Raw genomic sequence first — 23321 nt, forward strand, 5'->3', positions numbered from 1 at the left:
GTTGTTAAAGAGCGGTTGGTTAAGATCTTTYGTCTCAACCGAGGCGCGCATTCTACAGCAGCCTCTGTTGCTGTCAAGCGGTTATTTTCCGAAGTTTTCAAAGTTTCCTCTGCAACTTCAACCACTTGCGCTTTCGATCTCTCGTTAGCGGGAGGCGAATTCTACAGCGTTAGTCGCTGCTGTCAACACCTCTTTTCACCGCTTTCGACCGAGAAGATCGAATCGTTAAAAGAGCCAAACAACCTCGCTCTTTCAACTCCTTCTGGGCTTCGRTRACCTGAAGCAACTCGCTGTCGAAAACYGCGTAACTCATTGTTTACCAAGGAGTTTTCCGTTTCGACTGCGCCGGAAGTGGGGCGAATTATAGACTTCCGTCGAAAACTGCGTAACTCATTGTTTACCAAGGAGTTTTCCGTTTCGACTGCGCCGGAAGTGGGGCGAATTATAGACTTCCAGAATCTGCCGTCAACCCTTAATTATGCTTTTCTATAAGGATGCTCAAAATCGCTGCTTATATATAGACGCGCCCGCCATGAATGCGCAGTATATTGCCCAATAACACTCTCGCTTCCTACTTCGGACGATGCCACGCCATGAATGACCAACCTCGCAGCCTTGCCTCGACCCTGTTTTCGGTTGGCCTGCTATTGATAGCCATGGCATCAATCCAGTCGGGAGCCTCCCTGGCTAAAAGCATGTTCCCCATTATCGGCGCGCAAGGGACCACCACCCTGCGGCTGATCTTCGCCAGCGTGATAATGATGTTGATACTGCGCCCCTGGCGAGCGAAGCTCACCGCAAAATCCCTGCGCACTGTCATCGTCTACGGAATGGCGTTGGGCGGCATGAACTTCCTCTTCTATATGTCGTTGCAAACCGTCCCCCTCGGTATCGCGGTTGCGCTGGAATTCACCGGCCCACTGGCGGTAGCCATTTACGCCTCACGTCGCGCGATCGACTTTTTGTGGATCGCCCTGGCAGCCGTCGGCTTGCTGCTGTTAATACCTATGGGAGAGACGACCGCGGGGATCGATCTGGTAGGCGCCGGTTACGCATTGGGCGCAGGTGTCTGCTGGGCGCTGTACATTCTGTTCGGCCAAAAGGCCGGCGCCGACAATGGCGTGCAGACCGCGGCACTGGGGGTGATGATTGCGGCACTTTTTGTAGCCCCTATCGGCATCGTCCATGCTGGCGCCGCGCTGCTCACTCCCTCACTGATCCCCGTGGCCATCGCTGTCGCCATTCTGTCCACCGCCGTGCCCTACACGCTGGAGATGGTCGCCCTCACCCGAATCCCGACCCGGACCTTCGGCACGTTGATGAGTATTGAACCTGCGATCGGCGCACTGTCAGGTCTGTTGTTTCTCCATGAGTACCTCTCACTGTCACAATGGATGGCCATCCTGTGCATCATTCTGGCTTCCATAGGCGCGACCATGACGATGGGGAGTGCAGCCAAGCCTGCTGTCGCTGCAGATTGAGACAGGATTTGACGAGGGTCTGGTATTTGCCGCGCAATTAGGCCATGTTTAGACCCGTAACCCAGTGTCAGACATGGATTTTTCAGATAGGGATATCAGAACGCTTCAAGCGAAAGCGAATGCAGCCAGACCCGGGCGCAAAGATCCGGGGACGCTATAAGGACAGTAATGAAACGAATTTTGATACTGATCGCCGTACTTGCGGTTGCGGGCTGCGCGGCGACATCGAAAACCCAGGTAAAACACGGCAAGAGAGGGCTGCATATCAACTGTTCCGGGCTGTCGTCATCCTGGGACAAGTGCTACACCAGCGCTGCCAACTCGTGCGCTCCCAAAGGTTACAAGGTCATCGCCAAGTCAGGGGACGCTGTGGAAGAACCAGGCGATTACCCGTTCGGCCTCAACCCTGCCGGCTATACCAGCCGCAGCATGATCGTCATCTGCAAATAGATTGATGCCGCCTTGTCAGGTTCGTGGACCTGCGATCTGGCGGCCAATCTCATCGTAACTGGACTTCAGTACCGCACGCTGAATGTCCGGTGTGGCCAGCATTCGCGCAATGACCAACGCACCGATACATTGCGACAGAATCGCCCAGGCCAGGCTGTCGCTCTCCAGAACTTGCGCCCAACTCTTCTGAAGCCGACAAATCCAGTTTTCCGCCTGCTGGCGAATCATCACGTCTGAACGTGCAATCTCAGCCCCCAATGCCGGCAAAGCACATCCGGATTCCGGGTGCTCGACATGGGCCATGCTCAGATAGTGTTTCAGGCAGCGCTTGAGCCTGTCACGATTCTGGTCCGCCCCTAAACGCTCCAGACTTTGAGACAGCTCACGCTCGACGATTGAAGCGAACAGCTCATCCTTCGACGAAAAGTGACTGTAGAAAGCCCCGCCACTCAAGCCGATTGCCTTCATCAAACCGTCGACACCCACTGTTGAAAAACCAGACTTCTTGGCCGACACCGCACTGCTTTCAAGTAGTTTCTCTTTGGTTTCCAGTTTGTGATTGGCCGAGTAACGCATTGCCTTGCCCTCAGGATTGATCGCCTTGACGCTTGCCGAATCGTAGCATAACGTTCGTTTAGTTAACGATCGTTTAGCAAAGGGAACTACCCATGAATAACAAGAAGGTCGTACTGGTTGTAGGTGCAGGGGATGCCACCGGCGGCGCCATTGCAAAACGCTTTGCGCAGGAAGGATTTGTGGCGTGTGTCACCCGCCGCAGCGCGGACAAACTCCAGCCGTTGGTGGACGCCATCGAGGCCGATGGCGGTGAAGCCCACGGGTTTGCCTGCGATGCGCGCAAGGAAGAGGACGTGATTGCGTTAGTTGAGCAGATCGAAAGCCAGATTGGCCCAATCGAAGCGTTCGTTTTCAACATCGGCGCCAATGTGCCTTGCAGCATTCTCGAAGAAACCGCGCGCAAATATTTCAAGATCTGGGAAATGGCCTGCTTCTCAGGATTTCTCAACGCTCGTGAAGTGGCCAAGCGCATGGCCAAGCGTCAACGCGGGACAATTTTGTTCACCGGTGCTACCGCCGGCCTGCGTGGGGCCTCAGGATTTGCGGCGTTCGCCGGCGCCAAACACGGAATTCGTGCCCTGGCGCAAAGCATGGCGCGTGAACTGGGGCCGATGAACATTCACGTCGCCCATGTTGTAGTCGACGGTGCCATCGATACCGATTTTATCCGCGAGAGTTTCCCCGAAAAGTACGCGACCAAGGACGAGGACGGCATTCTCAATCCAGAGCACATCGCCGAAAACTATTGGTACCTGCACAGCCAGCCCCGTGACGCATGGACCTTCGAGCTGGACCTGCGCCCCTGGAGCGAACGCTGGTAAGCCCTCCCCCACAATAATAAACAGAGCGCATCGACCATGAGCAAAACCGTGGAGTTCTACTTCGACCTCGGCAGCCCCGCCACCTACCTGGCCTATACCCAACTACCGAAGATCTGCGAGCAGACCGACAGCCAGTTGATCTACATACCCATCCTGCTGGGTGGCGTCTTCAAAGCCACTGGTAACGCCTCCCCCGCGATCATCCCCGCCAAGGGCCGCTACATGTTTCAAGACCTGGACCGCTATGCCAAGCGCTATGGCGTGCCACTGAAGTTCAATCCCCACTTTCCTATCAACACCCTGATGCTGATGCGCGCCGTCACCGGCATGCAATTGCGCCATCCCGAACGCTTTCTGGCGTTCATCGATTGCCTGTTTCACGCCCTGTGGGTAGAAGGCCGCAGCCTCGATGACCTCGCAACCGTTGCGTCAGTACTGACACAGAACGGTTTCGAGCCCAATGCGGTGCTGGCCCTGACCGCCGACGAGGAAGTCAAAGCGGCGCTCAAGGACAACACAGAGAAAGCGGTGCAACGGGGCGTATTCGGTGCCCCAAGCATGTTTGTCGATAATCAGCTGTTCTTCGGGCAGGACCGCCTGGATTTCGTCCTTGAAGCCCTGAGTTAAATCTCGACAACCAACCGCCCCTGCGCAGCTCCCGAATCGAGCAGCTCATGGGCGGCCTCGGCGGTTTGCAGGGTGAACTGCCGAGGGTCGAGCAACGGTTTCAACTGACCCGCCTCGATCAACTGCGCAGCCTCCCGAAGTATCTCCCCGTGATGCTCGCGCCCCTTGCCAGTCAGCAACGGCAACAAGGTAAACACTCCGGAGTAAGTCGCCCCACGAAACGAGAGCGGCGCAAGACTGTGCTGCCCCCATCCAAGACAACTCACGACATGCCCCTCGTAGACCCGGGCAGCCTTGAATGAAGCGTCCAGCGTCTCACCACCCACCGTGTCGTAGACAATATCGAAACCCTCCCCCGCCGTGTGCTCAGCCACATACTCCTCAACCGAAGATTTACGGTAATCAATAAACGTCGCACCAAGCCCTTCAATGATCGCCTGCTTCCCGGCCGACCCGGTGGCAAACACGTCGGCACCGAAAGCCCGGGCAATTTGCACCGCCACATGCCCGACACCACCCGCACCACCGTGAATCAGCACTTTCTGCCCCGCCCGCACCCGCGCACGATCCACCAATCCTTCCCACGCCGTGATCAGTACCAACGGCAACCCAGCCGACTCGCGCATGCTCAGATTGCCTGGCTTGTGCGCCAGCAGTCGTGCATCGACGGCGGCGTATTCAGCCAGTGAACCCTGCGCACCGCCAATGCCGGTGGCCATCGCATAGACCTCATCGCCCGGCAGCCATCCACTGACGCCCTCCCCCAATGCCTCCACTGTTCCCGCCAGATCCATCCCCAACACCGCCGGCAACGGTTGACGTGCATGAGCAGCCTGACCCGACCGAATCTTTCCATCCAAAGGGTTCACTCCACTGGCCTTGATCCTGACCAATACCTGACCCGCACCAGGCACGGGGCGTTGAATGGAAGCCAAGCGTAAAGGCCCATTGGCCGAATCAACAATCAGAGCGCGCATTTCAAGTGAGTCAGTCATTTCGCAATTTTCCGTCAGAGGTGGCTGTGGGATTAATCTTCCTCCCACTCACTCATGCCTATAAGACGCTATATAGCTATAGTGACCATGCCCATTTGGCATCAATGAGAAACCCCGTGGACAAACTCAATGCAATGGCAATCTTCGTCCGCGTTGTCGAACGTGGCAGCTTTTCTGCCGTCGCCCGGGAATTGCAGACCAGCCAGCCGACCATCAGCAAAGTGCTGAGAGCACTGGAAACTGAGCTGGGTGGAAAGTTGATTTCCCGCAGCACCCGACAACTGTCCCTGACCGACGAAGGTCAGCGGTACTACAGCGAATGTCGACAAATTCTGGCGGCCGTAGACTCCGCAGAACACAGTTTTCACTCCGGCCGCGAAGCTGTTGCCGGAAACCTGAAAATCGGATCTTCCGTGAGTTTCGGGCGCTTGCAGATTGCTCCGCGACTGCCGGCATTCCTCAAAAAACATCCTCAGGTGCAGGTTGATCTGCAACTGAGCGATCAAAATCAGGACCTAGTCAGTGAAGGACTGGACGTCACGTTCAGGATCGGCGAGTTGAACGACAGCGGATTGATTGCCCGCCGCATCGGCACCACCCACCGTGTGACCGTCGCAGCGCCCGACTACCTTGCGCAACACGGCCGGCCGCAAACACCGCAAGAACTGAGCGAGCACAACTGCCTGCAGTTCAACCTGCTGAACAGTCAGAACCTATGGGTTTACGAGAGAGAGGCCCAACGTCACGAAGTGCGAATCAAGGGCAACGCACAAAGTAACAACTCTGAGGCAATCCGCGAGATGGTTTTGGGGGGATTGGGGATTGCGCTGTCGCCGGTTTGGCTGTTCAGCGAGGACTTGAAGGCGGGACGCGTGACCGCGATTTTGCTGGAATACAGCGCGCAGTCGCTGCCGATTCATGCCGTGTCCCCGGCGAATCGTCGCCAATCCGCCAGGGTCAAAGCCTTTGTCGACTACATGAGCCAGGCGCTCGAAGAAGCGCCTGAACTCAAACCGATCAAATAGCCACAGTCCGGGTGTTCAACCACTCAAGGGCTGCGCCGTCGAGCAACGGGCTCAAGCGCTGGCGCACCTCGGCGTGGTAGGCGTTGAACCACTGCTTTTCGTCATCGGTCAGCAGCGACGGCTCCAGGCAGCGAGTGTCGATCGGGCACAAGGTCAGGGTTTCGAACTTCAGGAACTCACCGAATTCGCTTTTGCCCGCCTCACGGTTCAACACCAGGTTCTCGATCCGCACACCCCAGCGGCCTGGACGGTAAGTGCCCGGTTCGATGGACGTGATCATGCCCGGCTGCATCGCGGTTTGCGGTGCAGCAGCGGCCTGATAGGCGATGACCTGCGGGCCTTCGTGCACGTTGAGGAAGTAGCCGACGCCGTGACCGGTGCCGTGACCGTAGTCAACGCTTTCAGCCCAGATCGGCGCTCGGGCAATCGAATCGAGCAACGGCGAGAGAATGCCACGAGGGAATTGCGCACGGGACAACGCAATCACGCCTTTGAGCACCCGCGTGCAATCGCGCTTCTGCTCATCAGTCGGCGTACCGACCGGCACCATCCGCGTGATGTCAGTGGTGCCGCCCAGGTACTGGCCGCCGGAGTCGATCAACAACAGACCGTCGCCTTCGATCACCGCGTGTTCTTCTTCGGTGGCGTGGTAGTGCGGCATCGCGCCATTGGCGTTGAACGCGGCAATGGTGTTGAAGCTCAGCGATACATACCCCGGACGTCGGGTACGCGCGGCCGTCAGGTGTTCGTCGATGGTCAGTTCGGTGATGCGTTCACGACCCAACGCAGTGTCCAGCCAGGTGAAGAATTCGCACAGCGCCGCGCCGTCCTGCTCCATGGCCTGACGAATGTGCTCGGCATCGGCCAGGCTTTTCTGCGATTTGGCCAACGTCGTCGGGTTCAGGCCTTCGACCAGCTTCACACCGCTATCCAGGTTTTCCAGCAAGCCAGCGGTGACGCGCGCCGGATCGACTTGCAGGCTCGCCCCGCTCGGTACGGCGCGCAAGGCGGCGGCCACTTCGCTGTAATCACGCAGGGTCACGCCGTCCTGTTCGAGGACGGCGCGCAGTTCGGGATTGACCTTGCTCAGCGCCACGAACAGGGTCGCCTGCTGCTGACTGATCAAGGCAAAGGAAACAAACACCGGGTTGAACGACACATCACCGCCGCGCAAGTTGAACAGCCAGGCGATGTCGTCGAGGGTGGCGATGAAGTGCCAGTCGGCACCGCGATCTTTCAAAACCTCACGCAGCTTGGCAAGTTTCTCGCCGCGGCTGACCGTCGCCTGAGGCGGCAGGTGTTGATAGATCGGCTCATTCGGCAGCGTCGGACGGTCGCTCCAGACTTCGCTCAACACATCGATGTCAGTGCGCAGTCGAGCGCCGCGTTCTTCGAGCTTGCCGCCCAGAGTACGCGCCGAAGCCACGGCCATTACCGCGCCATCTACCGCGACGACGCCGCCTTCAGGGGTTTGCTCGGCCAGCCAGTCCAGCGGGCCGGGCTGACCCGGTTGCAGCTTGACCAGTTCGATCCCGCTGCCTTTGAGTTCCTTGGTCGCTTGTTCCCAATAACGGCTGTCGGCCCAGACGCCGGCAAAGTCCGGCGTAACGATCAGCGTACCGACCGAGCCATGGAAGCCCGACAACCATTGCCGCCCTTGCCAGTAACCCGGCAGGTATTCAGAAAGATGTGGGTCGGCCGACGGCACCAGCAGAGCATGAATGCCCTCCCGGCTCATCAGTTCGCGGGTTTGCGCCAGGCGTTGGGGCACCGATCCATTGATCGAAGGCTGCGTACTCATCATGTCTCCTGCTAATCACTTCATCATTATTGTTGAGTGCCGATCAACGCCGACACTTTCAGACCTTATTGCCAGAATGCCGGAGCACTGGCGCAGGCCGCTTTAATCAGGTGTACCGCTTGGTCGATGTCCTGCTCGGTGGTGAACCGGCCGAGACTCAAGCGAATGGTGCGACTCGCCGAGCGGGCGTCATGCCCCAGGGCCAGCAGCACATGGGAGGGCGCATTGCTCGCGGAATTGCAGGCCGAGGTCGCGGAAAACGCGATCGAGGTGCTCAACGCCGCGGAATTGAACTCGCCTTCGTTGAAGGTCAGGCTCAAGGTATGAGGGATGCGCTGGGTCGGACTGCCATTGAGGCGAACCCCGGGAATACTCAGTAGCTGTTCGAGCAAGCGTTCACGCAACCGGACGATCGTGGCTTTCTCTTCATCGAATGAAGAGGCCGCCAACGCGAACGCCACACCCATGCCAGCGATTTGGTGAGTCGCCAGGGTGCCGGAACGCAAACCGCCTTCGTGACCACCGCCGTGAATCTGCGCCTGCAAACGCTGCTGTGCGCGCGGCCCGACGTACAGCGCGCCGATGCCTTTTGGGCCGTAAATCTTGTGGGCGGAAAATGACATCAGATCCACTGGCAACCGGGCCAGATCGATCAGCACTTTGCCTGCACCTTGAGCCGCGTCGACATGGAACAACGCATCGCGTGCACGTACGACTTCGCCGATGGCCGAGATGTCGTTGACCGTGCCCAACTCGTTGTTGACCAGCATCAGCGACACCAGAAAGGTGTCTTCGCGCATCGCTTCGCTGACCGCTTGCGGGGTAATCAAGCCCTCGGCGTCAGGCACCAGATAAGTCACCGCGACGCCGGCATCCTGCAACTGCTTTGCCGTGTCGAGAATCGCTTTGTGTTCGATCTGGCTGGTGATGATGTGGCCGCCGGAAACGCCGCGGGCCTGGGCCACGCCCTTGAGGGCAAGGTTGTTGGATTCAGTGGCGCCGGAGGTCCAGACGATCTGGTCCGCCTGGGCGCCGACCAGCTCGGCGACCTGACACCGCGCCTGCTCGACCGATTGCCGGGCCTGTTGACCGAACGCATGGGAGCTGGACGCCGGGTTGCCGAAGTTGCCGGTAAAACCCAGACACTCGACCATGACCTTGATGACTCGCTCATCCACCGGCGTGGTGGCGGCGTAGTCGAAATACAGAGGACGTTTATTCATAGAAGACTCGCAGAGCATGTTCCGGGATCAGGAGGCTCGTCACTGAAACATCAAAGCGCAGCCTCGTGAGCTGCGCCGATATGCAGAGCGTTAGAAATACCTGATCGGAGGCCGTTAAAGAAGAACAACTTCATTTAAAAGTGCGTAGGAACGCTCCTGAAGTCGAGCTTAACAGGCATCGGGCAACCGGTTGAAGCAATGCGTCAGCTAAAGCTTTCGAGCAACAACGGATACAGAGAAGCCACCAGCAGCAAGGCCATGCCCCAGTTGAACAGCCGCAACCAGCGGCGATCCTTCAGCACGTTGCGCAACAACGTACCGCAGCCTGCCCAGACACTGACGCTCGGCAGGTTGATCAAGGCGAACACGGCCGCAATCACGATCACGTTGGTGAAATAACCCTGCATTGGCGTGTAGGTGCTGATGGCACCGATGGCCATGATCCAGGCTTTGGGATTGACCCACTGGAACGCTGCGGCGCCCAAATAGCTGATCGGCTTGCTCTCGCCCTTTTCACTCTCGGAAACCGGTCCCGAACGGGCGATTTTCCACGCCAGATACAACAAATACGCCGCGCCGACGTAACGCAAAACGCTATAGAGCAAAGGATAGGTTTGAAACACGGCGCCCAAGCCGAAACCTACCGCGACGACGAGTACGAAGAAGCCACAGGTAATGCCAAGCATGTGGGGGATGGTGCGGTTAAAGCCGAAGTTCACACCCGATGCCAGCAACATCGTGTTGTTGGGGCCGGGGGTGATCGAGGTGACAAGCGCAAACAGGGCGAAGCCCAGCAGCAAATCGAGCGAGAGCGTCATGGGTGGCAGTCCATTGGGGTCAGTCAGGTGTTGACCCTATCGCAGGACTTCAGGGAAACCCACGGACAGTTGCGTGAAACTTCGAGCGGTACAGTTTTCGATCAGCTAGGACGACCGTGAAGCTGTACAGCACGTTCGGCGTTCATCTCGCCTTGTTTGTCGAAACTGAACGACTTTTGCGGCTGGCCGAGCAATTCGGCTTTTTTCGCGTGGTATTCGTCGAAAGACAGACCGCGACGATTCAACGCCTCAAGTGCCAACTCTCTGGTTTCTTCCGCGGTGTACGGCCGTAATTCCGGGGAAACATGGCTGGCACATCCGGCGAGCACGGAGACCGCAAGCAGCAAGAAAGTAGCGATTAGAGGTTTCATGGTGAGCGTCCTGGTGTATCTGGGTTCGGGCAATGAACACAGGCTACGCCGGGCATCCGATCAGCAGAAATCAACGCTCTCGATAGTGGCTATCGACTTTGCCTAATGCCGCTCAGGAAGAGCGCCTTATATCTCCAAACGATCTATAAATATTAATTTTAGGTCTTTTACGGAATAACACCGAGCCTTTATAACAACTGTCATCGCTTCACCCACTGTTGCCCAAGCAACTGTTTGCCGGGCAACAGTCATTCAACAAACAGCTCTGCCATTCGTACAGCGTTTACCGGCCAACGCGCTGAAAGCCCCGTAAATCGCGGCTCCGAGGGATTGGTACAGCTCTTGCTCTCTGTCAGTGACTACTCACTGCTCCCTGAGCAACTGTTTAAAAAGGAACTGATCATGTCGCGTCCATTGAAAGTCGTTGCCCTCTCCGGCGGTACCTGGCGTCCATCCCGCACGTTGGTGCTGACCCAGGCGTTGTTGGCGCAACTGGCCGAGCAATTGCCGATTGAAAGCAAGCTGATTGAACTGGGTGACATCGCCCGACCGTTGGGTGCCGCGCTGTCCCGTCAGGAGTTGAGCGCCGAGATCGAAGCCGAGCTGCAAGCGATCGAGAACGCTGACCTGCTGATCGTCGCCGCGCCGGTTTATCGCGGTTCCTACCCTGGACTGCTCAAGCATCTGTTCGACCTGATCGACCTCAATGCATTGATCGACACGCCGGTGTTACTGGCCGCCACCGGTGGCAGCGAACGCCATGCGCTGGTGCTGGATCACCAGTTGCGGCCGCTGTTCAGTTTCTTCCAGGCATTGACCTTGCCGATTGGCGTCTATGCCACTGAAGCCGATTTCTCCAATTATCAAATAACCAGTGAGCCCTTGAAGGCCCGCATACGCCTTGCTGCAGAACGCGCGGCGCCGTTGTTTGGCGTGCACCCCAAAAATCTGCTGAAAATCGCTTAAGGATTTCTTCATGGATGTTTTCTGGTTTCTGCCGACTCACGGCGACGGCCATTACCTGGGCACCACTCAGGGCGCACGCCCGGTGACACTCAACTACCTGAAACAAGTGGCTCAGGCGGCCGACAGCCTCGGCTACCACGGTGTACTGATTCCCACCGGGCGCTCCTGCGAGGATTCGTGGGTGATTGCTTCGGCGCTGGTGCCGCTGACCGAACGCCTGCGTTACCTGGTGGCGATTCGGCCGGGGATCATCTCGCCGACGGTCTCGGCGCGCATGGCCGCCACGCTGGATCGACTGTCCAATGGCCGCTTGCTGATCAACGTGGTCACGGGCGGTGACCCGGATGAAAACCGTGGCGACGGCATCTTCCTCGATCACAGCGAACGCTACGAAGTGACCGACGAATTCCTGAAAATCTGGCGCCGGGTGCTGCAAGGCGAATCGGTGGACTTCGAAGGCAAACACCTGCAAGTGCAGAACGCCAAGGCGCTGTATCCGCCGGTGCAAAAACCGTATCCGCCGCTGTACTTCGGCGGATCTTCCGAGGCAGCGCATGAACTGGCTGCCGAGCAGGTTGATGTCTACCTGACTTGGGGCGAACCACCGGCCGCGGTGGCGGAAAAACTGGCCGATGTGCGTGAGCGTGCCGCGCGAAACGGTCGCACGGTGAAGTTCGGGATTCGCTTGCACGTGATCGTTCGCGAGACCGCCGAAGAGGCCTGGAAAGCCGCGGATAAACTCATCGAGCACATCAGCGACGAGACCATCGCGGCCGCGCAGAAGTCGTTCTCGCGTTTCGATTCCGAAGGTCAGCGGCGCATGGCCGCGCTGCATGACGGGCGTCGTGACAACCTGGAAATATCCCCGAACCTGTGGGCCGGTGTTGGTCTGGTGCGTGGCGGTGCCGGGACGGCGTTGGTGGGCGATCCGCAGCAAGTGGCGGCGCGAATCAAGGAGTACGCGGACCTGGGAATCGAGAGCTTCATCTTCTCCGGCTATCCGCACCTCGAAGAGGCTTATCGCTTTGCCGAGTTGGTGTTCCCGCTGTTGCCTGAGCCGTATGCCAGCCTGGCCGGGCGTGGGGTTACCAACCTTACCGGGCCGTTCGGCGAAATGATCGCCAATGATGTGCTGCCTACAAAAGCCACGGCCTGACCAGGCAATCCCTGTGGGAGCGGGCTTGCTCGCGAAGAGGCCATAACATTCAACATCAATGTTGACGGTACGGACGCCTTCGTCGGAACGCCGCCCGGAGCAAGCCCGCTCCCACAGGGGATCTGTGTCGATTTCAATAAGGATTATCTGCGTGACGGCCAAACCACAAAGCGCCCTGTTGTCCCCCTTGCAAACCGCCCGTCTGTTGGCGGCCGAGTTTGCCCTGACCGCTGTCGAGCGCGATGAACGTGGCGGTACGCCCAAAGCCGAACGTGATGCCTTGCGCCACAGCGGTCTGCTCGCCTTAAGCATTCCCACCCAGTACGGCGGCCTCGGCGCCAGCTGGAGTGACACCCTGAGCATCGTGCGCGAGTTCGCCAAGGTCGACAGTTCAATTGCCCATGTCTTCGGCTTCCATCACCTGATGCTCGCCACCGTGCGCCTGTTCGCCCGGCCCGAGCAGTGGCAGCCGTGGTTCGAACAAACCGCGCGCAAGAACTGGTTCTGGGGCAACGCCCTGAACCCGCTGGACACCCGCACCGTGGTGAAGAACCTCGGTGGCTGGCGTGAGTTTTCCGGCAAGAAAAGCTTCTGCTCCGGCGCCAGTGATTCGGAAATGCTGATCGCCTCGGCGGTGGATGAAAGCGCTGGCGGCAAGCTGTTGATCGCGGCGATTCCCAGCGGTCGCAGCGGCATCACCTTGCATAACGACTGGAACAACATGGGCCAGCGCCAGACCGACAGCGGCAGCGCGACGTTCGAACGGGTACGGGTCGAAGAGTCGGAATTGCTCCTCGATCCGGGTCCGCTGAGTACGCCATTCGCCTGCCTGCGGCCGTTGATTGCCCAGCTGACCTTCACCCACATGTTCCTCGGCATCGCCGAAGGTGCCTTCGAAGAGGCGCGGCAATACACCCTCACCGAGACTCGTCCGTGGCACAAATCCAGTGCTCAGGATGTGCGCCAGGATCCTTATGTACTCGGCCACTACGGCGAATTCTGGGTCGCCCTCGAAAGTGTTCGACTGCTGGTGGAGCGCGCTGCCGGGTTGCTCGACAAGGCCTGGGCCAAAGGCCCGAACCTCAGCGCCGAAGAACGCGGGCACCTGGCTAACGCCATCGCCACGGCCAAGGTCGCTGCCACCCGCAACGGTCTGGAGCTCTGTAGCCGATTGTTCGAAGTGACCGGCGCCCGTTCAACTCATGCCTCACTGCGACTGGACCGCCACTGGCGCAACCTGCGTACGCAAACTCTGCACGACCCGGTGGATTACAAACTCCATGAACTCGGTGACTGGGCGCTCAACCAGTCCCTGCCGATTCCGACTTTCTATTCATAGCCTTCTATTCATGGAGCCTGCCCATGCAACTGCTGACCTTGCCGCCCTCGCCCGCTCTGGCCACCTCGATCCGCGCCACGGCGCAGGTGTTCGAAGACCCTAAATCCCAGGCCTTGCTCGCCCACATTCAACAAGTCGCACCGAGTGAAGCCAGCGTGCTGATCATCGGCGAAACCGGCACCGGCAAGGAGCTGGTGGCGCGACATATCCACAACCTCAGCGCCCGCCGTAACCGGCCTTTTGTGGCAGTGAATTGCGGCGCGTTCTCCGAATCCCTGGTGGAAGCCGAATTGTTCGGCCATGAAAAAGGTGCCTTCACCGGTGCGTTGAGCGCCAAGGCCGGATGGTTCGAAGAGGCCGACGGCGGTACGTTGTTCCTCGACGAAATCGGCGATTTACCGATGGCGATTCAGGTCAAGTTGTTGCGGGTGTTGCAGGAGCGCGAAGTGGTGCGACTGGGTTCGCGCAAGAGCATTCCCATCAACGTGCGCGTGCTGGCCGCGACCAATGTGCAATTGGAGAAAGCCATCAACGCCGGGCATTTCCGCGAGGATTTGTACTACCGCCTCGACGTGGTCAGCCTGGAACTGAGCCCGCTGCGCGACCGCCCCGGGGACATCCTGCCGCTGACCCGACACTTCGTCGAAGCCTACAGCCAGCGCCTCGGCTACGGCACCATCACCATCAGCAAAGAGGCCGAACTGAAACTGCGCAGCTACAGCTGGCCGGGCAACATCCGCGAACTGGAAAACGTCATTCACCACACCCTGCTGATCTGCCGAAACGGCGTGATCGAACGCGACGATTTGCGCCTGTCGAACATGCGCATCGAGCGTCAGGACGATTACCACAGCACCGTCGACGACTCACCGGAAGCCCTGCTCGATCGGGCCTTTCAAAAGCTCTTCGAAGAACAGGCTGGAGCGCTGCATGAGAAAGTCGAAGACGCTTTACTGCGGGCGGCCTATCGATTCAGCCATTACAACCAGGTGCACACCGCTGCTTTGCTGGGGCTGAGCCGCAACGTAACGCGCACGCGACTGATCAAGATTGGCGAACTGGCGGTGAACAAACGCCGGCCCACGGAAAACCTTCAAGGCGAGCGCGTCATGCAGCTGTCGATCTAACCCACCAGATTGCAGTGCAGCGCGTTGTCGTGGCTGCGTTCCAGGCTGTGCAGCACCTGGAACGAGCCGAAGGTCACGGTTTTCGCCTGATGGGCGCGGATCAGTTGCCAAAAATCCTGCTCGCCGCTTTCAAAGCTTTGAAACGCGGCTTCTCCCGCCTCGCGTGTTTGCCATTGCAGGTAGTTGAGCACCCGCCGGCCGTCGTCGCTGGCCTGGATGCTGGCGCTCAAAAAACCTGTGAAGTCCTGGGCCAGACGTTCGGTCTGTTTCGACAGCGCCGACACCAGTGCGGGCTGCTGATGGGGTTCAATCTCGAATTCAATCAATTGGGTGAAGCTACGATTTTTCTCTGACAGTTGCATGAAGAGTCCCCACTGACCTGTAAGCCGGATCTTGCGATCCGAAGGCTTGCAGGGTAAAACCTCGAGTTAACTTGAGGTCAAGGGGCATTTTTTAAATGATCACCTCGGAAAATCTGCATAAAGAACTCACCGTCGGCCAAGTGGCTGCGCGCAGTGGCGTCGCGGTCACCGCATTGCACTTTTACGAATCCAAGGGTTTGATCAAAAGTAATCGCAACCAGGGCAACCAGCGGCGTTATCCCCGGGAAGTGTTGCGCCGGGTGGCGTTGATCAAAGTGGCCCAACGATTGGGGATTCCGTTGGCGGAGATTGGTGAGGCGCTCAAGTCCCTGCCGGATTACCGCGCCCCGACGGCGGCGGACTGGAAGGTGTTGTCGGCGCAGTGGAGTCGGGATCTGGATGAGCGGATCAATCAGCTGACCTTGCTGCGAGACCGGCTCAATGGCTGCATTGGCTGTGGGTGTCTGTCGATGGAGGCCTGTCCGTTGCGCAACTTTGGCGATGTGCTGGGGGAGCAAGGGCCCGGCGCGCAGCTGTTGGAATCCGGGAATGATCCGAAAATGAGTTGAGCCCTTCGCGAGCAAGCCCGCTCCCACATTGGTTCTGTGAGCGCCCCAGTTCAAATGTGGGAGCGAGCTTGCTCGCGATGGCGTCCTAATGGTCAGCGAAGATCTAGAACCCCGGCGCAATCTGCCCTTTATAGCGGGTCAGGATGAACTGCCGAACCTCATCGGAATTCAACGCCTTGGCCAGTTTCTGCAAGCCTGGATCATTGATGTTGTCCGGCCGCGCGACCAGAAACTCGATGTACAAACTCTTGCCCTTCTCGACAATCAACGCGCTGTTGGTATCAATCCCCGCTTCCAGTGCGTAGTTGGCAAAGACAAACGCCAGGTCCACCTGGCTCACCGAACGCGCCAGCAACGCGCCCTCCAGTTCACGAATTTTCAGGCGCTTGGGGTTTTCGATGATGTCGCGCTGAGTGGCCAGGGTGTTGCTCGGGTCCTTGAGTTTGATCAGGCCGGCTTCGTGTAGCAGAACCAGCGCACGACCAGTGTTCACCGGGTCATTGGGAATCGACACCGTGGCGCCATCTTTCAGTTCGGCGATGTTTTTGATCCTGGTCGAGTAAGCACCAAACGGTTCAATGTGCACGCCGACCACCGGCACCAGATCGGTATGACGGGTTTTGTTGAAATCATCGAGAAATGGCCGGTACTGGTAATAGTTGGCGTCGAGGTTCTTCAACGCCAGTTGCTGGTTGGGCTGGATGAAGTCGGTGAAAACCTTGATGTCCAGGTCCACGCCTTCCTTGGCCAGGGTCGGTTTGACGAATTCGAGGATTTCCGCGTGCGGCACCGGGGTGGCGCCGACGATGAGTTTTTCGTTGGCGTGAGCGTTGAACGACAGGACGGCAGCCAGAATGGCCAGGGTCTTTTTCATGGTGTGCTCCTAGGCAGATTGAGTGGCCGTCGTGGGGCGGACGTTGGGCCGATTTTTAAGGGTTGAATCGAACTGTTTATCGTCGGCTGTAGCGCGCAACCAATCGGTCGCCAGTCATTTGCAGGGCCTGGACCAGGATCAGCAGAAGCACCACGGTAACCACCATCACGTCGGTCTGAAAACGCTGATAGCCGTAGCGGATCGCCAGGTCACCAAGGCCACCGCCACCGATCACCCCGGCCATCGCCGTGTAATCCACCAGCACAATCGCGGTCACCGTGACCGCGGCCAGCAACCCTCCCCGTGCTTCGGGCAACAAGGTGTGGCGGATGATCTGCCACGTGTTGGCGCCCATGGCCTGAGTTGCTTCCACGACCCCGCGATCGACTTCGCGCAAGGCGCTTTCCACCAGCCGCGCGAAGAACGGCGTGCAACCCACCACCAGCGGCGGGATCGTCCCCGGCACGCCAAGTGAAGTGCCGACCAACAACGTGGTCAGGGGAATCAGCACGATCAGCAAAATGATGAACGGCAGCGAACGCAGCATGTTCACGATCACCGACAGCACCCGATAAACACCGACCGCTTCATGCAATTGGCGCTTGCCGGTGAGAAACAACACCACGCCCAGCGGCAACCCCAGCAGCACGGTAAAACCGAGGGCGGCGCCGAGCATGCTCAGGGTGTCGAGGCAGGCCTGGGCAATGTCGGCCCAATAGATGTTTTTCAACCATTCGGCCATGGTCACGACCAGTCGTGGCGCGGGGGTTTGACGCCATTGAGCAGCCAGTTGCCGACCACATGGTACTTCCAGCGCACCGGATCATGCAGGGTGTGGACCCGGGCGTTGCGCCAGTGGCGGTCGAAGTTGTGTTTCCTCAGGGTCGAGCGAGTGCCGCCGAGTTCGAAGAGTTTGTTGCTGGCTTCGATGGCGATTTCGGTGGTCAGTACTTTGGCTTTGGCGACGGCCAATGAGGCTTGTGCAACGTTGTCTTCGTCAGGTGCCGAACGTGCGGCATCCAGCGCCCAACCGGCGCGTTCCAGCAAGGCTTCGGCCGCTTCCAGACGAATCTCCAGGCCGCCGACCTGAATGATGGTCAGCGGATCTTCACTGGCCTTTTCCACTCCGGCGTCGATCCACGGTCGAGCGAACTGCTGGACGAATGCGATGGTGTCGCGCAGCGCCGCGCGAGCGATGCCGGCATCGATGGCGGCGGTGGTCAACTGCGCGAACGGGCCCGCCAGGGTGGGGGTTTCATAAGAGCGATACGTCGGGAACAGATTGAACGCCGAGACGTGCAGGTCCTCGGCCAGCACCGTGCCGCTGGAGGTGGTGCGCTGACCGATGCTGTCCCAGTCGTCGACGATCACCAGCCCTTTGGTGCCGCGTTCGACAAAGGCCAACTGGCCCTTCTGCTCTTCATCCAGCGCCAGCACCGCCAGCCAGTGGGCGTAGAGCGAACCGGTGCAATAACCCTTGCGACCGTTGATCACATGGCCGTCGCCGTAACGGCGAATGGTCGCCTGAATGTCCTGAACGTTCTTGCCGCCGGTTTCCGACAAGGCATTGGCAAAGCGGTGACCTTGCAGCGCCAGCCCGAAGAAGTGCGCTTGCTGCTCAGGCGTACCTTGCAGGCGAATGTCTTCCAGCAGGCAATAGTGGTTTTGCGGGATTTGCCCCAAGGACGGATCGGCCGCCGAGATGATCGCGATGACCTGCGCCAGCACCGCATAGGACACCTGCGCGCCACCGAACTCTTTCGGCACGCTGATGCCCCACAAACCACTGTTGGAATACAGATCGACGATCTCGGCGGGCACTTGGCGGGTGCGGTCGCGCTCGGCGTCTTGCTCCAGCAACACCGCGGCAATGCGTTCGGCGACGCGCAAGGCTTCGGCTTCGTTGGCGATCCGATGGGCGGCCGGTGGGTTGATCGGATAAACGGCAGATTCAGGCATACAAGTCTCTCGGTACCAATGTTTACCAGAGGGCATTGCAGCTTCTGTGCCTGACCGTCCGAGCCAATGTTTTCAGGGAGTTCAGCGGTATTTTCGCGATCTCAAGATAATGAGCAAGAGCAATCTGCTGCTTCGCTGTTGATGGCTGAACAGTGCTGCTGCTCGTCGGACACTCGGTTGCAGAAAAGAGGCTGACCTATAGTTATTCGGCCGGAAAACGGCACAGGATCTTTCTCGACGGACAACAAAAACAAGGAGAACAGCCATGAGCGTCAAACCTATTCCAGAGGGTTATCACAGCATCACCCCGTATCTGGGCATTCAAAAAGCGGCGGAAGCCATCGAGTTCTACAAGAAAGCCTTTGGCGCCACCGAAGTCATGCGCCTGTCCATGCCCGATGGCGGCATCGGCCACGCTGAACTGCGTATCGGCGATTGCCCGATCATGCTTGGCACGCCGTGCGATCAGGGCCCATTGAGCAATCCGGACAAGTCGCCTTCCGTGGGGCTGCATCTGTATGTGAACGATGTGGACAAGTCTTATAAACAGGCGATTGCGGCGGGTGGCACGGTGGTTTCCGAGGTCAAGGATCAGTTTTATGGTGACCGCTCGGGGACCTTGAAGGATCCCTATGGACATCTGTGGTTTCTGGCCACGCGCAAGGAAGATCTGACTCAGGAGCAGATTGAGCAGCGGGCGCAGGAGATGTTTAAACAGGGTTGAAATCTTCAGTGCCTGTTCTGGCCTCATCGTCGGAACGCCGCCCGGAGCAAGCTCGCTCCCACAGTTTGATCTTGGGTGTTCACAAATAATGTGATCACAGAAGATCAACTGTGGGAGCGGGCTTGCTCGCGAAGGCGTCGTGTCAATCGACATCAGTTTGACTGACACACCGCTTTCGCGAGCAAGTCGAATCGTCGCACCGCCGCTCCCACAGGGTTATGTGCTTACCGGAACACGAAACATTTTCTTTCATATCCCCCTTCGGGATTTTCGATGCTCATCCGTCTTATTTAGATGCAGTCGGCCCGCGTAGGCAAAAGCCACAGCTCGGCCCTTCATGGACCTCATCGCTGCGAAGCCCACAGCAGAGGCCCACTCATCGAAACAAGACCTTTAATCATGTCGAAGAAATCCCGTTCAAAACTCTGGTTTCTGGTCCATAGCTGGCTGGCATTGCCGATCTGGTTTTTTGTGTTGATCGTGTGCGTGACCGGCACCCTGGCGGTGGTCAGCCAGGAAATCGTCTGGCTGGCCAACCCGCAAATGCGCGCCAGCCAACCTTCGGACGATGCGCCGCTGCTCAGTTATGACCAGATCATCGCCGCCATCAAGAAAGCTGAGCCCAACACTCTGGTTGAGGCCATCAGCCGACCCGATGAATCGCACTTCGCCCTCGACGTGGACGTCAGCTATCCCGACGGTCGCTCGGTGACGGTTTACGTCAATCCCTACAGCGGCGTGATTCAGGGCACTGCCCCGCCATTCAATTTCAAGGCGTTTACCCGCGCCCTGCATGGTTGGTGGCTGGTGCCGTTCACCAACGGTTACAGCTGGGGCTGGTACCTGGTGTCGTTTCTCAGCCTGCCATTACTGGCGTCGTTGGTCACCGGGTTGGTGGTCTACAAGCGCTTCTGGAAAGGTTTCTTGCGCCCGACGTTGCGCATTCGTCACGGTGCACGAATTTTCTGGGGCGACTTTCACCGCCTCAGCGGCATCTGGTCGATCTGGTTTATCGCGGTGATTTCCATCACCAGCACTTGGTTTCTGATCCAGGCGTTCATGTTCGATAACCAGATTTCGATCAGCACCGCGCCGGTGGCTGCTGTGGTTCCGCGTGAAAGTGTCCCGCTGACTGCCGATGGTTCGCCGGCGCCGATGATCAGCCTGGAGACGGCGATCCGCGAAGCCAAGGAACGTATTCCCGGACTGGACGACAGCTTTGTCAGTATGCCCGCCAACGCCTACAGCTACCTCTCGGTGGGCGGACGCAGTTGGTATCCGTTGATGTTCCAGACCGCCGACATCAACCCATATACCGGCGACATCGCCGCCACCCGCCTGTTGTCGGACCGTTCCGGCCTGGAGCTGGTGACCGAGTCCATGCGTCCTCTGCACACAGGGGATTTCGGCGGCATCTGGATCAAGCTGATCTGGTTCTTCTTCGGCCTGATCCTGAGCATGATGGTCCTCAGCGGCCTGTTGATCTGGACCAAGCGCACCGCCCTGGCCACGGCCAACGCCCTCAAGCGCGGCCATAAACGCCCGCGCAGTCAGGCCGCTCCGGCCAACAGCCGTGAAACCACGGAGGTCAGCCAATGAGCCTGTTCGCCGCTGATAAACCGGGCTCGAAACTGAGCCGTTTCTGGCACAAATGGCGCTTCCACATCAACGTTCTGCTGTTGCTGGTGCCGCTGGGTTTTATGCCCAAGTACTTTGCCGACGCTGCGCTGTTTCGCGGTGACACCGGCCTGGGTGAGCGGGAAATCGGCGAGGTTCAGGTCGGCCCCTGGAGCCTGCGCCTGGCCGAGTTGCGAAACGAAGCGCCGACCCTCGATGGCCCGGCCGGCTACATGAAAAGCTTCAACGCTGCGCTGTGCGACAGCTGCCGCGATCAGGTCAAGGCGACGTACCTGCGCATTGGCAAACCGCGCAGCCTGCGCGCTGCCGGGGTGATTTTCTTCGGCACGCCGTACCGCATGGGCGCGATGTTGCCGATCCCCGAGAAGACCAAAGCCGACGCCGAGCTGTGGATCACCATGGAAGGCTGGGACGGCGCCATGCATCAGGCCTCCGTCCCCCTGAGCCAGGCATCCCCGGCCACCCTCGCCTGGCTGAACCAACAAGGAGGCAAACCATGACCAACGTTTTACGTCCTCTAAGCGCCGCGCTGCTGGTGCTCTGCGCCGGCTTCAGCGCCAGCGCCCTGGCCCACAACCCGATGTGCGAATGCAAAGCCATCGACGCCGAGCAGATCAAATGCACCGGCGGTTTCTCCGACGGCAGCGGCGCGCCGGGGGTGACCCTGGACGTGATCGGTTACGACGAAACCATCCTGGTGCCGGGCAAGCTCGGTGCCGATTCGACCCTGACCTTCAAGAAACCCGGCGCCGAGTTCTACGTGCTGTTCGATGCCGGTCCCGGTCACGTCGTCGAGATTGACCAAGCGGACATCGAAGCCCCATGAGTACGCCGACTACGCAAATCGTCCGCCCGGCCGGTGCCGGCCATGAAACCCTTTACGTGTTGCTGTTGTGCCTGATGATCCTCGCGGTTGCCGGCTCGGTGGTTGCCTGGCGCGGTGAGTCTCAGGAAGTCAGCAGCGTGGGCAGCCATCAACTGGATGCCCGCCGTGACTTGAGCGCGTCCGAGCAAGGCATCTACGCCGACCTGCGGGTGACGCTCGACGAAATTCATCTGCTGCGTCAGGAGCAACAAGCGCTACCCGCCCCCGCGGCCCTCGCCGATGAAGGTTTTGCGCCATTCGCCCAGGACGCCAGTTCCGTCAGCCGCGGCGGTCATGCCTGGCAATTGCTCGACGCCAAGGCTTACTTCGGCCAGAGCCAGACGCCCACCGTGGCGGGCTCGTTTCTGATGCGTTTGACCGCTGACGACGATGCTCCGGACGTCTGGCTCAACCGCCGCAACGCCCTCGCGGCCCCGACCGACCTCACCGACGCCGCGCTGGAAAGCGCCGGCTGGCAGCAGATCGTCGCGCAATTCGATGCCGGCGTGACCCGCCAGCACCGGCACTGAATCCTCGCCTTCACCCGAGAGAAGACCGCTTTCCCATGCCTATTTCATCTCAACGTTCTTTCTTGCGCCTGATGTTGGTCGGCTTACTGACTTGTCTGCTGACCCCGCTGGCCAGTGCCGACGAGGCCAAGCGCCTGCGCATCGGCATCACCCTGCACCCTTATTACAGCTACGTGGCGAACATCGTCGGTGACAAGGCCGAGGTGGTGCCGCTGATTCCGGCCGGTTTCAACCCGCATGCCTACGAGCCGCGCGCCGAAGACATCAAGCGCATCAGCGGTCTGGACGTGGTCGTGCTCAACGGCGTCGGCCATGACGACTTCGCCGACCGCATGATCGCCGCCAGCGAAACGCCGAACGTCCCGGTGATCGAAGCCAACGAAAACGTGCCGTTGCTGGCCGCCACCGGCGTCGCCGCTCGTGGCGCCGGCAAGGTCGTAAACCCGCATACGTTCCTGTCGATCAGCGCCTCGATTGCCCAGGTCAACAACATCGCCCGGGAACTGGGCAAGCTCGACCGGGCCAATGCCAAGACCTACACCCAGAACGCCCGCGCCTACGGCAAACGCCTGCGGCAGATGCGCGCCGATGCCCTGGCGAAACTGACCCAGGCACCGAACGCCGAACTGCGAGTGGCCACGGTTCACGCGGCGTACGACTATTTGCTGCGTGAATTCGGCCTGGAAGTGACCGCGGTAGTCGAACCGGCGCACGGCATCGAACCGAGCCCGAGCCAGCTGAAAAAGACCATCGATCAACTGCGCGAACTGGACGTGAAAGTGATCTTCTCGGAGATGGATTTCCCGTCCACCTACGTCGAGACCATCCAGCGGGAATCCGGGGTGAAGCTGTACCCGCTGTCGCACATTTCCTATGGCGAATACACCGCCGACAAGTATGAAAAGGAAATGACCGGCAACCTCAACACCGTGGTCCGGGCGATTCAGGAGTCCGGCAAATGACTGCTAAAGAAACCATCAGCGAATCCCCTGTGGGAGCGGCGGTGCGACGATTCGACTTGCTC

The 23321-nt window shown here is 59.2% G+C and carries 26 protein-coding genes; 16 read left to right on the top strand and 10 right to left on the bottom strand.

Going from position 1 to position 23321, the window contains the following annotated elements; all coding sequences use genetic code 11:
- The first annotated feature begins 593 nt into the window (after positions 1–593).
- Both rhtA and ASC74_RS15900 read left to right on the top strand, forming a co-directional pair.
- Entirely contained in the window at positions 594–1481 is an 888-nt protein-coding gene (gene rhtA, locus ASC74_RS15895) for a threonine/homoserine exporter RhtA (protein WP_056742334.1), read from the top strand.
- A gap of 168 nt (positions 1482–1649) precedes the next feature.
- The gene (locus ASC74_RS15900; protein WP_008156219.1) at positions 1650–1931 is read left to right on the top strand and encodes a hypothetical protein; all 282 of its coding nucleotides are present in this window, start codon (positions 1650–1652) and stop codon (positions 1929–1931) included.
- 15 nt (positions 1932–1946) lie between these two features.
- Here ASC74_RS15900 and ASC74_RS15905 read toward each other — a convergent pair whose 3' ends face one another.
- Positions 1947–2507, bottom strand: coding sequence for a TetR/AcrR family transcriptional regulator (locus ASC74_RS15905; protein WP_056742336.1), 561 nt, complete (start codon positions 2505–2507; stop codon positions 1947–1949).
- A gap of 92 nt (positions 2508–2599) precedes the next feature.
- Here ASC74_RS15905 and ASC74_RS15910 point away from each other — a divergent pair, with 92 nt between their 5' ends.
- Together ASC74_RS15910 and ASC74_RS15915 are read left to right on the top strand one after the other, a co-directional pair.
- Entirely contained in the window at positions 2600–3328 is a 729-nt protein-coding gene (locus ASC74_RS15910) for an SDR family oxidoreductase (protein WP_056742338.1), read from the top strand.
- Positions 3329–3364: 36 nt separating this feature from the next.
- A complete protein-coding gene (locus ASC74_RS15915) occupies positions 3365–3955 on the top strand; it encodes a 2-hydroxychromene-2-carboxylate isomerase (protein ID WP_056742340.1) in 591 nt (196 codons plus the stop codon).
- On the opposite strand, the gene ASC74_RS15920 is transcribed toward ASC74_RS15915, so the two are convergent.
- Complete coding sequence (locus ASC74_RS15920) at positions 3952–4950, bottom strand: zinc-dependent alcohol dehydrogenase family protein (protein ID WP_056742342.1); 999 nt, start codon at positions 4948–4950, stop codon at positions 3952–3954. The genes ASC74_RS15915 and ASC74_RS15920 overlap by 4 nt on opposite strands.
- A 104-nt stretch (positions 4951–5054) precedes the next feature.
- On the opposite strand from ASC74_RS15920, the gene ASC74_RS15925 reads away from it, so the two are divergent.
- On the top strand, positions 5055–5975 hold the full coding sequence (locus ASC74_RS15925) for a LysR family transcriptional regulator (protein WP_177338864.1): 921 nt from the start codon (positions 5055–5057) through the stop codon (positions 5973–5975).
- Here the strand turns inward: ASC74_RS15925 and ASC74_RS15930 are convergent.
- From ASC74_RS15930 to ASC74_RS15945, 4 genes are all read right to left on the bottom strand, one after another.
- Positions 5968–7776 carry an aminopeptidase P family protein gene (locus ASC74_RS15930; protein WP_056742345.1) on the bottom strand — a complete coding sequence of 603 codons (1809 nt, stop codon included), beginning with the start codon at positions 7774–7776 and terminating at the stop codon, positions 5968–5970. The two genes, ASC74_RS15925 and ASC74_RS15930, sit on opposite strands and share 8 nt — an antisense overlap.
- Positions 7777–7841: 65 nt before the next feature.
- Positions 7842–8999: a cysteine desulfurase family protein gene (locus ASC74_RS15935; protein WP_056742347.1), complete on the bottom strand. Its 1158-nt coding sequence runs from the start codon at positions 8997–8999 to the stop codon at positions 7842–7844.
- A 203-nt stretch (positions 9000–9202) separates the two neighbouring features.
- Complete coding sequence (locus tag ASC74_RS15940) at positions 9203–9817, bottom strand: LysE family translocator (RefSeq protein WP_046054456.1); 615 nt, start codon at positions 9815–9817, stop codon at positions 9203–9205.
- Positions 9818–9918: 101 nt separating this feature from the next.
- Positions 9919–10188 (bottom strand): hypothetical protein, encoded by a 270-nt coding sequence (locus ASC74_RS15945; RefSeq protein WP_056742349.1) that lies wholly within the window; start codon positions 10186–10188, stop codon positions 9919–9921.
- Between the two features lie 402 nt (positions 10189–10590).
- On the opposite strand from ASC74_RS15945, the gene msuE reads away from it, so the two are divergent.
- From msuE to ASC74_RS15965, 4 genes are all read left to right on the top strand, one after another.
- The gene (msuE, locus tag ASC74_RS15950; RefSeq protein ID WP_046049228.1) at positions 10591–11154 is read left to right on the top strand and encodes an FMN reductase; all 564 of its coding nucleotides are present in this window, start codon (positions 10591–10593) and stop codon (positions 11152–11154) included.
- A gap of 10 nt (positions 11155–11164) precedes the next feature.
- A complete protein-coding gene (gene ssuD / locus ASC74_RS15955; RefSeq protein ID WP_033059220.1) occupies positions 11165–12310 on the top strand; it encodes an FMNH2-dependent alkanesulfonate monooxygenase in 1146 nt (381 codons plus the stop codon).
- 151 nt (positions 12311–12461) lie between these two features.
- Complete coding sequence (locus tag ASC74_RS15960) at positions 12462–13649, top strand: acyl-CoA dehydrogenase family protein (protein WP_056742351.1); 1188 nt, start codon at positions 12462–12464, stop codon at positions 13647–13649.
- A 23-nt stretch (positions 13650–13672) separates the two neighbouring features.
- Entirely contained in the window at positions 13673–14776 is a 1104-nt protein-coding gene (locus tag ASC74_RS15965; RefSeq protein WP_046049225.1) for a sigma-54 interaction domain-containing protein, read from the top strand.
- On the opposite strand, the gene ASC74_RS15970 is transcribed toward ASC74_RS15965, so the two are convergent.
- Complete coding sequence (locus ASC74_RS15970; protein WP_056742353.1) at positions 14773–15138, bottom strand: antibiotic biosynthesis monooxygenase; 366 nt, start codon at positions 15136–15138, stop codon at positions 14773–14775. The two genes, ASC74_RS15965 and ASC74_RS15970, sit on opposite strands and share 4 nt — an antisense overlap.
- A 95-nt stretch (positions 15139–15233) precedes the next feature.
- On the opposite strand from ASC74_RS15970, the gene soxR reads away from it, so the two are divergent.
- The gene (gene soxR / locus ASC74_RS15975; RefSeq protein WP_056742355.1) at positions 15234–15707 is read left to right on the top strand and encodes a redox-sensitive transcriptional activator SoxR; all 474 of its coding nucleotides are present in this window, start codon (positions 15234–15236) and stop codon (positions 15705–15707) included.
- Between the two features lie 103 nt (positions 15708–15810).
- Here the strand turns inward: soxR and ASC74_RS15980 are convergent, their stop codons facing one another.
- The 3 genes from ASC74_RS15980 to ASC74_RS15990 form a co-directional block, all read right to left on the bottom strand.
- Complete coding sequence (locus ASC74_RS15980) at positions 15811–16581, bottom strand: MetQ/NlpA family ABC transporter substrate-binding protein (protein WP_056742357.1); 771 nt, start codon at positions 16579–16581, stop codon at positions 15811–15813.
- Between the two features lie 76 nt (positions 16582–16657).
- Positions 16658–17323 carry a methionine ABC transporter permease gene (locus ASC74_RS15985; RefSeq protein WP_056742360.1) on the bottom strand — a complete coding sequence of 222 codons (666 nt, stop codon included), beginning with the start codon at positions 17321–17323 and terminating at the stop codon, positions 16658–16660.
- A 2-nt stretch (positions 17324–17325) separates the two neighbouring features.
- Positions 17326–18540: an SfnB family sulfur acquisition oxidoreductase gene (locus tag ASC74_RS15990; protein WP_056742362.1), complete on the bottom strand. Its 1215-nt coding sequence runs from the start codon at positions 18538–18540 to the stop codon at positions 17326–17328.
- Positions 18541–18805: 265 nt separating this feature from the next.
- Between ASC74_RS15990 and ASC74_RS15995 the strand changes: the two genes are divergently transcribed.
- From ASC74_RS15995 to ASC74_RS16020, 6 genes are all read left to right on the top strand, one after another.
- A complete protein-coding gene (locus ASC74_RS15995) occupies positions 18806–19264 on the top strand; it encodes a VOC family protein (RefSeq protein ID WP_056742364.1) in 459 nt (152 codons plus the stop codon).
- A 399-nt stretch (positions 19265–19663) separates the two neighbouring features.
- Complete coding sequence (locus ASC74_RS16000; protein WP_056742366.1) at positions 19664–20863, top strand: PepSY-associated TM helix domain-containing protein; 1200 nt, start codon at positions 19664–19666, stop codon at positions 20861–20863.
- A complete protein-coding gene (locus ASC74_RS16005; RefSeq protein ID WP_008152768.1) occupies positions 20860–21402 on the top strand; it encodes a hypothetical protein in 543 nt (180 codons plus the stop codon). The genes ASC74_RS16000 and ASC74_RS16005 overlap by 4 nt, the downstream gene beginning before the upstream one ends.
- Entirely contained in the window at positions 21399–21728 is a 330-nt protein-coding gene (locus tag ASC74_RS16010; RefSeq protein ID WP_056742368.1) for a hypothetical protein, read from the top strand. The genes ASC74_RS16005 and ASC74_RS16010 overlap by 4 nt, the downstream gene beginning before the upstream one ends.
- Positions 21725–22297 (top strand): DUF6162 family protein, encoded by a 573-nt coding sequence (locus ASC74_RS16015; RefSeq protein ID WP_056742370.1) that lies wholly within the window; start codon positions 21725–21727, stop codon positions 22295–22297. Before ASC74_RS16010 ends, ASC74_RS16015 begins: the two co-directional genes overlap by 4 nt.
- A 35-nt stretch (positions 22298–22332) precedes the next feature.
- Positions 22333–23259 (top strand): metal ABC transporter substrate-binding protein, encoded by a 927-nt coding sequence (locus ASC74_RS16020; RefSeq protein ID WP_056742371.1) that lies wholly within the window; start codon positions 22333–22335, stop codon positions 23257–23259.
- The last annotated feature ends 62 nt before the right edge of the window (positions 23260–23321 follow it).

The organism is Pseudomonas sp. Root329, from assembly GCF_001424925.1.
Taxonomy (GTDB): domain Bacteria; phylum Pseudomonadota; class Gammaproteobacteria; order Pseudomonadales; family Pseudomonadaceae; genus Aquipseudomonas; species Aquipseudomonas arabinosi.